Source organism: Pseudomonas danubii, assembly GCF_042980055.1.
GTDB lineage: Bacteria > Pseudomonadota > Gammaproteobacteria > Pseudomonadales > Pseudomonadaceae > Aquipseudomonas > Aquipseudomonas danubii.
Window position 1 is genome coordinate 62,087 of record NZ_CP116502.1, and the last position, 13,640, is coordinate 75,726.

Annotated in this window: 12 protein-coding genes and 1 tRNA gene; 9 read left to right on the forward strand and 4 right to left on the reverse strand. The window is 61.6% G+C overall.

Going from position 1 to position 13,640, the window contains the following annotated elements; genetic code table 11:
• Window position 1 precedes the first annotated feature (1 nt).
• From PFZ56_RS00335 to ychF, 5 genes are all read left to right on the forward strand, one after another.
• Window positions 2-76, forward strand: a tRNA-Gln gene (locus PFZ56_RS00335).
• A 48-nt stretch (window positions 77-124) separates the two neighbouring features.
• A complete protein-coding gene (locus PFZ56_RS00340) occupies window positions 125-1,066 on the forward strand; it encodes a ribose-phosphate pyrophosphokinase (RefSeq protein ID WP_003171603.1) in 942 nt (313 codons plus the stop codon).
• 139 nt (window positions 1,067-1,205) lie between these two features.
• On the forward strand, window positions 1,206-1,805 hold the full coding sequence (locus tag PFZ56_RS00345; protein ID WP_102880913.1) for a 50S ribosomal protein L25/general stress protein Ctc: 600 nt from the start codon (window positions 1,206-1,208) through the stop codon (window positions 1,803-1,805).
• Window positions 1,806-1,973: 168 nt separating this feature from the next.
• Entirely contained in the window at window positions 1,974-2,558 is a 585-nt protein-coding gene (pth, locus tag PFZ56_RS00350; protein ID WP_102880914.1) for an aminoacyl-tRNA hydrolase, read from the forward strand.
• 23 nt (window positions 2,559-2,581) lie between these two features.
• Window positions 2,582-3,682: a redox-regulated ATPase YchF gene (ychF, locus tag PFZ56_RS00355; RefSeq protein WP_102880915.1), complete on the forward strand. Its 1,101-nt coding sequence runs from the start codon at window positions 2,582-2,584 to the stop codon at window positions 3,680-3,682.
• 58 nt (window positions 3,683-3,740) lie between these two features.
• On the opposite strand, the gene PFZ56_RS00360 is transcribed toward ychF, so the two are convergent.
• On the reverse strand, window positions 3,741-5,795 hold the full coding sequence (locus PFZ56_RS00360; RefSeq protein ID WP_170001509.1) for a TonB-dependent receptor domain-containing protein: 2,055 nt from the start codon (window positions 5,793-5,795) through the stop codon (window positions 3,741-3,743).
• A 201-nt stretch (window positions 5,796-5,996) separates the two neighbouring features.
• Window positions 5,997-7,184 (reverse strand): 4-hydroxybenzoate 3-monooxygenase, encoded by a 1,188-nt coding sequence (gene pobA, locus PFZ56_RS00365; protein WP_170001510.1) that lies wholly within the window; start codon window positions 7,182-7,184, stop codon window positions 5,997-5,999.
• Window positions 7,185-7,375: 191 nt separating this feature from the next.
• Here pobA and PFZ56_RS00370 point away from each other — a divergent pair, with 191 nt between their 5' ends.
• On the forward strand, window positions 7,376-8,266 hold the full coding sequence (locus PFZ56_RS00370; protein WP_170001511.1) for a helix-turn-helix domain-containing protein: 891 nt from the start codon (window positions 7,376-7,378) through the stop codon (window positions 8,264-8,266).
• Between the two features lie 69 nt (window positions 8,267-8,335).
• Here the strand turns inward: PFZ56_RS00370 and PFZ56_RS00375 are convergent, their stop codons facing one another.
• Together PFZ56_RS00375 and PFZ56_RS00380 are read right to left on the reverse strand one after the other, a co-directional pair.
• Window positions 8,336-9,553 (reverse strand): MFS transporter, encoded by a 1,218-nt coding sequence (locus PFZ56_RS00375; RefSeq protein ID WP_102860240.1) that lies wholly within the window; start codon window positions 9,551-9,553, stop codon window positions 8,336-8,338.
• 87 nt (window positions 9,554-9,640) lie between these two features.
• Entirely contained in the window at window positions 9,641-10,549 is a 909-nt protein-coding gene (locus PFZ56_RS00380) for a LysR substrate-binding domain-containing protein (RefSeq protein WP_170001512.1), read from the reverse strand.
• Window positions 10,550-10,775: 226 nt separating this feature from the next.
• Between PFZ56_RS00380 and PFZ56_RS00385 the strand changes: the two genes are divergently transcribed.
• Genes PFZ56_RS00385 through PFZ56_RS00395 form a run of 3 tightly spaced genes read left to right on the forward strand, consistent with a single transcriptional unit; the run spans window position 10,776 to window position 13,636 of the window.
• Complete coding sequence (locus tag PFZ56_RS00385) at window positions 10,776-11,894, forward strand: ABC transporter ATP-binding protein (protein WP_110596323.1); 1,119 nt, start codon at window positions 10,776-10,778, stop codon at window positions 11,892-11,894.
• 15 nt (window positions 11,895-11,909) lie between these two features.
• Window positions 11,910-12,830 carry an ABC transporter permease gene (locus PFZ56_RS00390; RefSeq protein ID WP_102880929.1) on the forward strand — a complete coding sequence of 307 codons (921 nt, stop codon included), beginning with the start codon at window positions 11,910-11,912 and terminating at the stop codon, window positions 12,828-12,830.
• Window positions 12,827-13,636 carry an ABC transporter permease gene (locus PFZ56_RS00395; protein ID WP_110596322.1) on the forward strand — a complete coding sequence of 270 codons (810 nt, stop codon included), beginning with the start codon at window positions 12,827-12,829 and terminating at the stop codon, window positions 13,634-13,636. The genes PFZ56_RS00390 and PFZ56_RS00395 overlap by 4 nt, the downstream gene beginning before the upstream one ends.
• Window positions 13,637-13,640 lie beyond the last annotated feature (4 nt).

Genomic DNA, 13,640 nt, shown 5'->3' on the forward strand with positions numbered 1-13,640 from the left:
CAGGGGCGTCGCCAAGCGGTAAGGCAGCAGGTTTTGATCCTGCCATGCGTTGGTTCGAATCCAGCCGCCCCTGCCATTTTCCTTATACTCATCCAGGTATACCCTCAGCCTTCAGGTACTGCGCGTGTCCAAGATGATGGTCTTTACGGGGAACGCTAACCCCGATCTGGCTCGGCGTGTAGTACGTCAGCTGCATATCCCTCTCGGTGACATCTCTGTTGGAAAATTTTCCGACGGCGAAATTACTGCCGAGATCAATGAAAATGTCCGCGGTAAAGACGTCTTCATTATTCAGCCGACTTGCGCTCCGACCAACGATAACCTGATGGAACTCGTCGTGATGGCTGATGCCTTCCGCCGCTCCTCAGCGACTCGTATCACTGCTGTTATTCCTTATTTTGGTTATGCCCGTCAGGATCGCCGTCCGCGTTCCGCACGTGTGGCTATCAGCGCGAAAGTCGTGGCTGACATGCTCACCGTAGTCGGCATCGACCGTGTTCTCACGGTTGATCTGCATGCTGACCAGATTCAGGGTTTCTTCGATATCCCGGTAGATAACATCTACGGCTCCCCGGTTCTGGTGGATGACATCGAAGACCAGCGTTTCGAAAACCTGATGATCGTGTCCCCGGACATTGGCGGCGTCGTGCGTGCACGTGCCGTGGCCAAGTCGCTGGGCGTGGATCTCGGGATCATCGACAAGCGTCGTGAGAAAGCCAATCACTCCGAAGTGATGCATATCATCGGCGACGTCGAAGGACGCACCTGCATTCTGGTCGATGACATGGTCGATACCGCCGGCACCCTGTGCCACGCGGCCAAGGCCCTGAAAGAGCATGGCGCAGCCAAGGTCTTTGCCTACTGCACACACCCTGTGCTGTCGGGTCGGGCCATCGAGAACATTGAAAATTCCGTGCTGGACGAGCTGGTGGTGACCAACACCATCCCGCTGTCCGCTGCAGCACAAGCCTGTGCGCGTATCCGCCAACTGGATATCGCACCGGTAGTTGCCGAGGCGGTCCGCCGCATCAGCAATGAAGAATCGATCAGCGCGATGTTCCGCTAAGGGCTAGTCCCTGGCAAAACATCCCGATGACGAAAAGCGCCCCGTCCCAACCTGTGTTGGGACGGGGCTTTTTTGCCCATATCGCCTTTAGCGCTGGTCGCAAACGCTGGGGCGAGTGTGGTTATTTTGGAGATACAACATGAACGATTTTACTCTGAATGCTGAACTGCGTTCCGACCTGGGGAAAGGTGCGAGCCGCCGCCTGCGTCGTCTCGCAAGCCTGGTTCCAGCTGTAGTTTACGGTGGCGACAAAGCCCCTGAATCCATCAGCATGCTGGCCAAAGAAGTGGCCAAGCTGCTGGAAAACGAAGCTGCCTACAGCCACATCATCGAACTGAACGTTGGTGGCACCAAGCAGAACGTCGTGATCAAGGCCCTGCAACGTCACCCGGCCAAAGGCCACGTGATGCACGCTGACTTCGTTCGCGTAGTTGCTGGTCAGAAACTGACCGCCATGGTTCCAGTGCACCTGATCAACGAAGCGGCACCGATCAAGAAAGGCGGCGAGATCTTCCGCGCAGCCACCGAGATCGAAGTTTCCTGCCTGCCGAAAGACCTGCCTGAGTTCATCGAAGTCGACATGGCTGAGACCGACATCGGCACCGTGATCCACCTGTCCAACCTCACCGCTCCTAAAGGCGTTGAGTTTGTTGCTCTGGCACACGGCAACGACCTGGCAGTCGCCAACGTCTACGCACCACGTGTTGCTTCTGAGAAAGAAGAAGGCGCAGCAGAGTAATTCACTCTGACGCCGGAGTTGAGCGGAACACATCGCGGACTGGAACGTAGCGAGAAAGCGGGCGAGAACGCGAAGTTTGCCGCAAGGCAACCAAGCTTTTGTCGTCCCCTTTCGCCGTAGCACCGGTTGCGGCGATGTTATCCACCACTCCAAAGAAGGGCCCCTATCGTGACTGCCATCAAACTGATCGTTGGCCTGGGTAATCCAGGCGCCGAATACGAACAGACCCGGCATAACGCAGGGGCCCTTTTTGTTGAGCGCATCGCCGAGAAACAAGGTGTCAACCTTGTCGCCGATCGCAAATATTTCGGCCTGACCGGGCGTTTCAGTCACCAAGGTCAGGACATTCGTCTGTTGATCCCCACCACCTACATGAACCGCAGCGGCCAGGCCGTGGCGGCGCTTGCCGGCTTCTTCCGCATCAACCCGGAAGAGATCCTGGTGGCCCACGACGAACTCGACTTGCCACCCGGCGTTGCCAAGCTCAAGACCGGCGGCGGACATGGCGGGCACAACGGACTGCGGGACATCATCGCGCAGCTCGGCAATCAGAATACCTTTCACCGCCTGCGGCTCGGCATTGGCCACCCGGGTGTTGCCAGTATGGTTTCAAACTTTGTCCTGGGTCGTGCGCCACGCGCCGAACAGGAAAAACTCGATGCCAGCATCGATTTTGCCCTCGGCGTGCTGCCGGATATCTTCGCCGGTGAATGGAACCGCGCGATGAAAAACCTGCACAGCCAGAAGGCCTGACTCTACTCCTCGGGGAATACACCATGGGATTCAATTGCGGCATCGTCGGCCTGCCTAACGTCGGCAAGTCCACCCTGTTCAACGCCCTGACCAAATCCGGGATCGCGGCCGAGAACTTCCCCTTCTGCACCATCGAGCCCAACAGCGGCATCGTGCCGATGCCCGACCCGCGCCTGGACGCCCTGGCGGCGATCGTCGTGCCGGAGCGCGTGCTGCCGACCACCATGGAGTTCGTCGACATCGCCGGCCTGGTCGCCGGTGCCTCGAAAGGTGAAGGCCTGGGTAACAAGTTCCTGGCCAACATCCGCGAAACCGATGCCATCGCCCACGTGGTCCGCTGCTTCGAAGACGACAACGTGATCCACGTGTCCAACAGCGTCGATCCCAAGCGCGACATCGAGATCATCGATCTGGAACTGATCTTTGCCGACCTCGACAGCTGCGAAAAACAGCTGCAGAAAGTCGCCCGCAACGCCAAGGGCGGTGACAAGGATGCCGTGGCCCAGAAAGCCCTGCTGGAGCAGTTGATCGCCCACTTCACCGAAGGCAAGCCGGCCCGTAGCCTGATGAAGGACATGAGCGCCGACGAGAAGCTGATCATCCGCGGCTTCCACCTGCTGACCACCAAGCCGGTGATGTACATCGCCAACGTTGCCGAAGACGGCTTCGAGAACAACCCGCTGCTGGACGTGGTCAAGGCCATCGCCGAAGAAGAAGGCGCGATCGTGGTGCCGGTGTGCAACAAGATCGAAGCGGAAATCGCCGAGCTTGAAGACGGCGAAGAAAAGGACATGTTCCTCGAGGCCCTGGGCCTGGAAGAGCCTGGCCTGAACCGGGTGATCCGCGCCGGCTACGAAATGCTCAACCTGCAGACCTACTTCACTGCAGGTGTGAAGGAAGTTCGTGCCTGGACCGTGCGTGTCGGTGCCACCGCGCCACAAGCGGCCGCCGTGATCCACACCGACTTCGAAAAAGGCTTCATCCGTGCCGAGGTCATCGCCTACAACGACTTCATCCAGTTCAAGGGTGAAGCCGGTGCCAAGGAAGCCGGTAAATGGCGCCTGGAAGGCAAGGAATACATCGTCAAGGACGGCGACGTGATGCACTTCCGCTTCAACGTGTGATCCCCTTCAGCCCCATTGCCTGGCAATGGGGCTGATTCCCCCGCTACGTCCAGCGGCCTCAGAAGTAAGTGGTCGCCCCCGCGAAGAACGCCCGTCCGGGCACGTAGAAGTTGGTCGATCCGTCCCGCAGGTCCTTGTCCATCAGGTTCTGCACCCCACCGTTCAACGTCAGCCATTTGGTCAACGCCAGGTTCGCCGTCAGGTCATAGGTGGTGTAGGACTGCACGAAATCATTGCCCAGCCCCCGCTGCTTGCCGACGTGTTGCGCCGACAGTTCGGTGCTCAAACGGTCATTGATCTGCCAGTCCAACGCGCTGAATGCCGACAGTTTGGGTGAGCTGATCAGATCTTCACCCGTGCTCAGGTTCCGGCTTTCCAGCATGTAGGTGGCGTTGGTACGCCACGTCACAGAGTCGCCCAACGGAACCCGAGTGGTGCCTTCCCAACCACGGGTGCGGGCCTTGTCGACGTTTTCCAGCATGGTCCACCAGCGGCCCTGGTACTGGCCCAGCGGGCCGTATTCGATCTTGTCGGTGAAGTCGGTGTGGAAGTAGGTCAGGCCCGCCTCCCAGCCGTCATGATCGAACGACAGGCCGATTTCCTTGTTGGTGCTGGTTTCCGGCATCAGGTTCGGATTGCCGGCCATCCAGCAACTGCCGGTGAGATAACCCAACGGCCGCAACGAACCACAACCACGGCCACCGGACTCGGTCGCTGCTCCCGCACTGCCCTCCTTCAGGCTCGGCGCACGAAAGCCCTTGGAAACACCCCCACGCACGGTCCAGTCCGGGTGCGGGTGATAGACCACATAAGCCCGCGGACTGTTGTGGTTGCCGTACTTGTCGCTGTGGTCGAAGCGGTTGCCCAGGGTCAGGGACAGGTTGTCCAGCAGGAACAGTTCATCCTCGATAAAGGCCGCCGAGTAATCGCCCTTCAAGGTCGAGCCGCTAACCGGCGTACCTTGGTAATCCACCGGTACGGTGCCGAGGGTATTGGTGTTGGTCAGTTCTTCACGCTTCCATTGCCCACCCAGCGTCAGGCGCTGATCCACCAGCAGTTCGAAGGGCAGATTGAGACTGCCCTCGACAATCTTCTCCTCGGAGTTGGCTTTGCCCATATCCAGATCGTTGCGGTACTTGTTCAGGTAGGCATCGAGCTTCGTGGTACCAAAACTCCAATCGCCGGTGTGGGACAGGATGTAGCTGTCGCGAGTCAGTCGGCTGGGACCAAAGGCGCCACCAACGGTATCGCCCCAATCACCAAAGGTTTTCTTTGATGCCCAGGAACGCTCAACGCCATGCACCGCCTCGAAGGACAAGCTCTGTTCTTCGTTGATCTGCCAGTCCAGTAGCGCATTTACGCTCTGATTCTTGGAACCGCCTGCACCGTCGTCGTACATGAAATCGCCTTGGGCATCGCGCCGCGCCTCGACTTCATCCGCTGCCCGACGCGTGACGTTGGCCCCCAGGCGTAATCCCAGGGACTCGGTCAACGGCCCCGAAGCATTCGCGCTGTACTGGGTGGTCTGACCGCGATCGGAGTCCTTGGGCACGGTGATGTGGGTGCTGGCCGAACCGGTCCAGGTCCGCGAGACCTTGCGGGTGATGATGTTGATCACCCCGCCCATGGCGTCCGAGCCGTAGAGCGACGACATCGGCCCACGGACGATCTCGATGCGCTCGATCATGTTCGGCGAGATCCAGTTCAAGTCCTGACGCGCCAGGTCACGACGATAACTCAGGTCAGCGGAGCTACCGACACGCTTGCCGTCCACCAGAATCAGCGTGTACTTGTCGTCCAGGCCCCGCAGCTTGATCTTCGACTGCTCGCCCACCGGGCCGAAACCACCGGTCACCCCCGGCACCCGACGCAACAGAGTGTTGAGGTCGTAGACCGGCTGGCGCTCGATTTCCTCACGGGTGATGACGCTGACGCTGGCTGGGGCATCCTTGAGGTCCGTGGCGCCGCCGGTAGCGGTGACAAACGCGGTGTCCAGTTCCAACGGCGCCGGTTTGACCTCTTCTGAGGCCTCGCCGGCCTGCGCCAGCGGAGCCAGCAGGCCGACACCGGCACTGAGCAGAAGCGAATTGAACAGGCAGGAGCTGACTTTCATTACAAACGATCCTTGTCGATTCAGTGCACCTTGGTGGTGCGCCAGGAATAGGGGACCGAAGTGTAATGCTAATAAATATCATTTAGAAATAGGAATGTTTCTTGACCGATACCTTTCGGCCTGTGCCCATGTGCAAACACGGCCCCGCAACCACCCCCGTTCGCGAGCGGTTCCAAGGCCGATGCTTCCAATGCCGAAGGCTCAGCAGATTTCCTCGTACGGCAGGCCCACATAGTTCTCGGCAATATTCACCAGGCCCGCGTGGGAGTTGAGGAAATACTCGCGGTCGGCCTGCTGCATCTTGTGCTCCCAGGCGTCATGGTGCTCGCCGAAATCGTGCAGCAGGTTGGTCATGAACCAGCTGAAACGCTCGCCCTTCCACACCCGGCGCAAGGCCAGCTCGGAGTACTTGTCCAGCAGTTCGGTACGCCCCTCACGGTAGACCTTGACCAGGATCCGGTACAGGTAGCACACATCGGAAGCCGCAAGATTCAGGCCCTTGGCCCCGGTGGGCGGCACGATGTGCGCGGCGTCCCCCACCAGGAACAGCTTGCCGTACTGCATGGGCTCGACCACATAGCTGCGCAGCGGCGCGATGCTTTTCTCCAGCGCCGGCCCGGTGACCAGATCCGCCGCCACCTCCGCCGGCAGACGGGCCTTGAGTTCGCTCCAGAAACGTTCGTCGGACCAGTCTTCGACCTTGTCGCTCAGCGGCACTTGCAGGTAGTAGCGGCTGCGGGTCAGGGAACGCTGGCTGCACAGCACAAAGCCGCGCTCATGCTGGCCATAGATCAGCTCGTGGTTGACCGGCGGGGTATCGGACAGCAGGCCCAGCCAGCCGAAGGGGTACTCGCGCTCGTAGTGGGTCAGTACCTGCTCGGGAATACTCTTGCGCGCCACACCATGAAAACCATCGCAACCGGCGATGTAGTCGCAATCGATGCGGTGCTGCTGTCCGTCCTTTTCATAGGTGATGTAGGGCTGTGCGCCCTTCATGTCGTGGGGCTGCACCCGGTCCGCCGAGTAGATGATCGGTGCCCCGCTGGCAGCGCGGGCTTCCATCAGGTCACGGGTGACTTCGGTCTGGCCGTAGACCATCACCGTCTTGCCCCCGGTCAGGGCCTTGAGGTCGATGCGCACGCGCTTGCCGCCCATCAACAGCTCCACCCCTTCGTGAACCAGGCCTTCGGCGTCCATGCGCTGCGCCACTCCAGCCTCACGCAACATGTCCACCGTGCCCTGTTCCAGCACCCCGGCGCGGATGCGGCCGAGTACGTATTCCGGGGTCTGGCGCTCGACAATCACTGTGTCGATGCCGGCCTTGTGCAGCAGTTGGCCCAGCAGCAGGCCGGAAGGTCCGGCACCGATAATCGCAACCTGAGTTTTCATTATTGTCGTCTCATTAGGGCATTCCAGTGGGCCGACAGGCGCAGACTGGAATTTATGGTTATTGTTGTACCCCTGCATTTTTGCCGACAGAAACGCGGAAAAATGGTGATAAGCCACGCTAAAAATGCACTTTTGAAAACAACGTTCGATTATCGAGCACTCCAGCCAAGCCCTTGCCAAGGTCGCGTCCGATGAAAGCCAGCCGCTCCAGCATCCCGGTGTTCAAGCTCTATGGGGAAAACCAGGCCTGGCCGACTCCGGACCTGCTGCACTGCGAATCCATCCCCAAGCGCAGCAGCCTGCACCACTGGGAGATCAAGCCACACCGTCACGCCGACCTCTATCAACTGCTCTACGTGCAACGCGGCCAGGCCCTGGTGGAGGTCGAGGGACGGCGCCAGGACGTGCGCGAGGCGACGATCCAGGTGGTGCCGCCGCTGATGGTCCACGGCTTTCAGTTCTCGGAAAACATTCAGGGTTACGTGCTGACCCTGGGCGCGCCCCTGGTAGCCCAGCTGGAAGCGCAACTGGGTGCGCCGCTGGCGGTGCTGGCCAGCGCCGGCTGCTACCCCGTGGGCCGCGACCGCCACAGCCTCAACACCCTGTTCAAGGCGCTGATGGACGAATACGAAGGCAGCGCCGCCGCTCGCGATTTGTTGCTGCACTCGCTGGTCAACGTGCTGGTGGTGTGGATCAGTCGCCGTGGCCAGCAGAACACCCCGCCGAGCAATCGCGGCGAGCGCAATCAGCAGCTGTTGGGGCACTTCATCAAGCTGGTGGAGCGCCACTATCAGCAACACCCCACGGTGGAATCCCTGGCCCACCGCATCGGCCTGTCCAGCGTGCACCTCAACACCCTGTGCCGGGAGCTGGCCGGGCAGAGCGCACTGCAGATCCTGCACCAGCGCCTGATGCTGGAAGCCAAGCGCGGCCTGATCTACACCAACATCAGCATCAGCCAGCTGTCGGACAACCTGGGGTTCAGCGACCCCACCTACTTCTCACGCTTCTTCAAGCGCCTCAGTGGCCAGTCGCCCAACGCCTTCCGCCAGAGTGCCGGGCAGGCCCAGGCAGACACCTGAAGCCGCCGCAAAACAAAACGCCCGAGGCCAATGCCCCGGGCGTTTCTGCTTCAGCGCCTGCTCAAGCTGTCAGGCTTTGCGGGTACGCGGCAGGAAGATCGCCAGCACTCCGAACAGCGGCAGGAACGAGCACAGGAAGTACACGTACTCGATGCCATGGATGTCCGCCAGGTGCCCCAGCAGCGCCGCGCCGATCCCGCCGAAACCGAACATCAAACCGAAGAACACCCCGGCGATCATGCCGACGTTGCCCGGCACCAGTTCCTGGGCGTAGACCACGATGGCGGAGAACGCCGAGGCCAGGATGAAGCCGATCACCACGCTGAGGACGCTGGTCCAGAACAGGTCGACATGGGGCAGCAGCAGGGTGAACGGCGCCACCCCGAGGATCGAGAACCAGATCACCGCCTTGCGCCCGATCTTGTCGCCGATCGGCCCACCGAAGAAGGTCCCCGCCGCCACCGCGCCGAGAAACAAGAACAGGTGCAGTTGCGAACTGGCCACCGACAGGTCGAATTTCTCGATCAGGTAGAAGGTGAAATAGCTGGTGAAGCTGGCCATGTAGAAATACTTGGAGAACACCAGCAGCCCGAGGACCACCAGGGCGCTGATCACCCGGTTCCTCGACAGACCATGGGTCGCCGCCTGGCCCTGCTTGAGCTTGTGCAGGCGCAGATGGTTGGCGTACCAGCGGCTGATGGCGTAGAGCACCACCAGGGCAAACAGCGCGAACAGGCCGAACCAGGCCACGTTACCCTGACCGTAGGGAATGATGATCGCCGCGGCCAGCAAGGGGCCGAACGCGGTGCCGGCATTACCACCCACCTGGAAGCTCGACTGCGCCAGACCGTAGCGCCCGCCTGAAGCCAACCGGGCGACCCGCGAAGCTTCCGGGTGGAAAGTCGAGGAGCCAATGCCGATCAATGCAGCCGCCAGCAGGATCAAGGCAAAGCTGCCGACCTGGGACATCATCAAAATGCCGATCAGGGTGCAGATCATGCCCGCTGGCAACAGGAACGGCAGAGGCCGTCGATCGGTGTAAAAACCAACCCAGGGTTGCAGCAGGGAAGCGGTGAGCTGAAAGGTCAGGGTGATCAGGCCGACCTGGGTGAAGGTCAGGCCGTAGTTGTCCTTGAGCATCGGGTAGATCGCCGGCAGCACCGCCTGGATCAGGTCGTTGATCAAGTGGGCAAGGGCCACCGCACCAATGATGCGCAGGACCAGTGGACTGCTTTGCGAAGCGGGAGATGCCGTCGTTGCGACGGTCTGAGGGTTGCTGCTAGCCATAGGATTTTCCGTACAACGGGTGGGTGCACAGGGGCAGGTGCGCCAATGTGCCATTTTTTGCTGCGCACACGCCATCCCATTAGCTTGCTAACGACCCACTATCCGCGCCTCGGGGAAGTCCGCTTCAAGCTCGGCCTTGAGCCATTGGATGAACCACTCCACGTCCTGCGACCATTCAGTGGCCGGGGTCAGCACCCGGTAGCTTTCCAGCTTCACCTGATCCTCCAGCACCCGTACCAGGGTGCCGGCCTTGAGCTCCTCGCGCACCAGCACTTCATTGGCCAGGGCAATGCCGCCGCCGCTTTCGGCCACCGACAGGGCGTGGTCGTTGTTCACATAGATCAGGTCGGAGCTGAGCTGGATATCCAGGCCATTGGCGGCAAACCACAGGTTCCACCACTCACCGTCATCGAAATGGATCAACTCGTGGCGGGCCAGATCCGCCGGGCCCTTGATCGGCTCGATGCCGGCCAGGTAAGCCGGGGTGCAAATCGGAAACACCCGAGGACAGATCAGGCTGACCCGCGACTCGGCATATTGCCCGTCCAGGCCATAGGCGATCCCCAGGTCGGCGCTCTTGGCGTCGACTTCGGTGAAGGTGGAGTTCGGCTCGATGGCGAACTTCAAACCCGGACGCACATGGCGCAGCGCCTCCAGGCGCGGGGTCAGCCAGCGCTTGGCAAAACCCGGCACCACCATGATCCGCAGCCAGCGCTCGGCGGCCTTGGGCTGGGCTTCGCGACCGGCCTCGATGATCAGTTGCAGGGCGGCGGCGATCTTGCGGTGGTACTTCTCCCCCGCCGGCGTCAGGGTCACCCCACGAGAGGTGCGCTCGAACAACTGCACCCCGAGCCAATCCTCCAGCAACTTCACATGGCGGCCGATGGCCGGCTGGGTGACATGCAGCGACTTGGAGGCTTCGACATAGCTGCCCAGGCGGGCCGCGGCATCAAAAGCCCGCACCGCATTCAACGGTGGCAAACGCTGTTCGGCCATGGTTCTGCACGCTCTCTGCTATTAAATTATTTAACAGCTGGTATGTTAAAATTGATGTTTCGCCCCCGCAACCCCTCACTGATAATCAGCCCCAGCAGAACAATAAGAACCCGCGCAAAGCCCGTAAAAACAGGCTTTGCACGCATCCGAACACATCTCGATCCTGCCCAAGAAAAACAATATCCATGGCCTGCGCGACAGCCCATGGGGGAATCGGAGGTAAGGCATGAATGCCCTGCATGCGCTGCAAACACTGGCGGTGTCCATCCGCTCGGTGCGCAAGGTCTACGGCGATCCACACAGCGGCCCGGTGGCCCTGAAGCACATCGACCTGGACATCCGCGACAACGAATTCTTCACCCTCCTCGGCCCCTCTGGCTGCGGCAAGACCACCCTGTTGCGGATGATCGCCGGGTTCGAATTTCCGACCCAGGGCGAGATCCTCCTCTACGGCGAGAACATCGCCGAGCGGCCGCCCTTCGAGCGCCCGGTGAACACCGTGTTCCAGCACTATGCGCTGTTCCCCCACATGACCCTGGCCGAGAACCTGGCCTTCGGCCTGGAATCGCGGCCCATGGGCCAGGTGCTCAGCAAGGCGCAGATCGCCGAGCGGGTGCGCGAGATGCTGGCCCTGGTGCAGATGGAACGCTTCGCCGGGCGCAAGCCCAACCAACTCTCCGGCGGCCAGCAGCAACGCATCGCCCTGGCCCGGGCCCTGGCGCCCCACCCCAAGGTGCTGTTGCTGGACGAACCGCTGTCGGCCCTGGACCTCAAGCTGCGCCAGGCCATGCGCGAAGAACTCAAGGCGATCCAGGCCAAGACCGGCATCACCTTCATCTTCGTCACCCATGACCAGGAAGAAGCCCTGACCCTGTCCGACCGCATCGCCGTGCTCTCCGAAGGCGAAGTGCAGCAAGTGGGTCGCCCGGAAGAGATCTACGAGCAACCGCGTAATCGCTTCGTCGCCGACTTTATCGGTGAAACCAACTTCATCCAGGCCACCGTCAGCCGCGTCGAAGCCGGCCTGGCCTGGTTTAGCGGTCCCGCCGGAGAGGCACTGCCGGCGCAACCCTGCAACACGGTCAAAGTCGGCCAGCAGGTCACCCTGTCCGTGCGCCCGGAGCGCCTGCACCTGCGTAGCGACGCCGTGGAAGGCGCCCTGGCGTGCCGCATCGAGGCGCAGATCTACCTGGGCACCGACCTGCAATACCAGGTCAGCCTTGGCGACGGCATGCGCCTCACAGTGCGTGCGCCCAACAGCCTCGAACACCATCCGCGCCTGAGCGTGGGCAGCCACGCCGGGCTGGTGTTCGAACGCGGCAGCGCCAGCGTCCTGCTGGATTGACCACGAGGATTCGCCATGCACGCCTCATCGATTTCCCAGCACCTGGAACGGCGCAAGGCCTTGCGCAGCGTTCTCGGAGTCAGCCCGGCGCTGATTGCCATCGGCCTGTTCCTGATCGTGCCGATCCTCATCGTCATCGGTTACTCGCTGATGGAAGCCAACCCCTACGGCGGGGTGAACCAGGTCTTCAGCAGCGACGCCTACACCTCCCTGCTGTTCGAACGGCAACTGGATGACAGCCTGGCCTTCGCCGACTCCTACCTGCTGATCGCCCTGCGCTCCATCGGCATTGCCGGGCTGACCACCCTCATCACCCTGCTGATCGGTTTTCCGGTGGCGGTGTGGCTAGCCATGCAACCGGTGCAGCGCCGGGGCTTGCTGATCTTCCTGATCACCGTGCCGTTCTGGGCCAACCTGCTGATCCGCACCTACGCCTGGATTCTGCTGCTGCGCAACACCGGGGTGATCAACAACAGCCTGATGGGCCTGGGGGTCATCCACGAGCCGTTGCAGTTGCTGTACACCGACGGCGCGGTGCTGCTGGGGCTGGTCTACACCTACGCGCCCTTCGTGGTGCTGCCGATCTACGCCACCCTGGAAAAGATGGATATCCGCCTGTTGGAGGCGGCCCAAGACCTCTACGCCGGACGCTGGCGCACCTTGCGCAAAGTGGTGCTGCCGATCGCCAAGCCGGGGATTTTCGCCGGGGCGATCCTGACTTTTGTGCCCTGCCTGGGGGCGATGATCGCTCCGGAACTGCTGGGGGGCGGCACTCGAATGATGCTCGGCAACCTGATTTTCCGGCAGTTCAGCGACGCCCGTAACTGGCCCTTCGGCGCGGCCCTGTCCCTGGTGCTGATGGCCGCGGTGATGCTGGTACTGACCGTCTACGCCTTGCGCGCCCAGCGCCAGCGAACCCTTCAGGAGGGTGCATGATGATCCGCCTGTTCAAACGCAACGGCCTCGGCGTCCAGGACTTTCCCGGCTTCGGCGGCTTCAGCTTCCTGTTCTACCTGTACCTCTACGCGCCAATCCTGGTGCTGGTGGTGTTCTCCTTCAACGCCAACCAGTCGGCCACGGTGTGGAGCGGTTTCAGCCTCGACTGGTATCGCGCGGCGTTTGCCAACCAGGCCCTGCGCCAAGCGGCGGGCAACAGCCTGCTGATCGCCGTGTGCGCCAGCATGGCAGCCACCGCCATCGCCACCCTGGCCGCCCTGGGCACCTCACGCGGGGCGAAGTTCAAGGGCCTGCAACTGTCCATGGGCGCCATCATGCTGCCCCTGGTGCTGCCGGAAATCGTCGTCGGCGTGGCCACCCTGGCGCTGTTCTCGACGCTGGGGCTGTCCCTGGGCTACGGCAACCTGATCATCGCCCACACGGTGTTCTGCATCCCCTTCGCCTACCTGCCGATCCGCGCCCGCCTCAACGACATGGACCTGTCCCTGGAGCATGCCGCGGCGGACCTGTACGCCGGCCCCTGGCGCACCTTTCGCAAGGTGACCCTGCCGCTGCTGATGCCAGGGATCGTCTCCGGGCTGATGCTGGCCTTCATCGTCTCCCTGGATAACTTCGTGATCTCGATGATGGTGTCCCAGGCGGGCACCACCACCCTGCCGATCTTCATCTTCGGCCTGTTGCGCATGGGCGTGACACCCGACGTCAACGCCGTGTCGACGCTGATCCTCGGCGTCTCGGTGCTGTTCGTCAGCCTCTCTTACCTGTTGAGCAAGAAACACCCTTGAACCG

Excerpts from the sequence above, each read along its gene's own strand:
- PFZ56_RS00345 (WP_102880913.1), top strand. The coding sequence starts at position 1,206 with ATGAACGATTTTACTCTGAATGCTGAACTGCGTTCCGACCTGGGGAAA.
- ychF (WP_102880915.1), top strand. The coding sequence starts at position 2,582 with ATGGGATTCAATTGCGGCATCGTCGGCCTGCCTAACGTCGGCAAGTCC.
- PFZ56_RS00360 (WP_170001509.1), bottom strand. The coding sequence starts at position 5,795 with ATGAAAGTCAGCTCCTGCCTGTTCAATTCGCTTCTGCTCAGTGCCGGT.
- pobA (WP_170001510.1), bottom strand. The coding sequence starts at position 7,184 with ATGAAAACTCAGGTTGCGATTATCGGTGCCGGACCTTCCGGCCTGCTG.
- PFZ56_RS00370 (WP_170001511.1), top strand. The coding sequence starts at position 7,376 with ATGAAAGCCAGCCGCTCCAGCATCCCGGTGTTCAAGCTCTATGGGGAA.
- PFZ56_RS00375 (WP_102860240.1), bottom strand. The coding sequence starts at position 9,553 with ATGGCTAGCAGCAACCCTCAGACCGTCGCAACGACGGCATCTCCCGCT.
- PFZ56_RS00380 (WP_170001512.1), bottom strand. The coding sequence starts at position 10,549 with ATGGCCGAACAGCGTTTGCCACCGTTGAATGCGGTGCGGGCTTTTGAT.
- PFZ56_RS00385 (WP_110596323.1), top strand. The coding sequence starts at position 10,776 with ATGAATGCCCTGCATGCGCTGCAAACACTGGCGGTGTCCATCCGCTCG.
- PFZ56_RS00390 (WP_102880929.1), top strand. The coding sequence starts at position 11,910 with ATGCACGCCTCATCGATTTCCCAGCACCTGGAACGGCGCAAGGCCTTG.
- PFZ56_RS00395 (WP_110596322.1), top strand. The coding sequence starts at position 12,827 with ATGATGATCCGCCTGTTCAAACGCAACGGCCTCGGCGTCCAGGACTTT.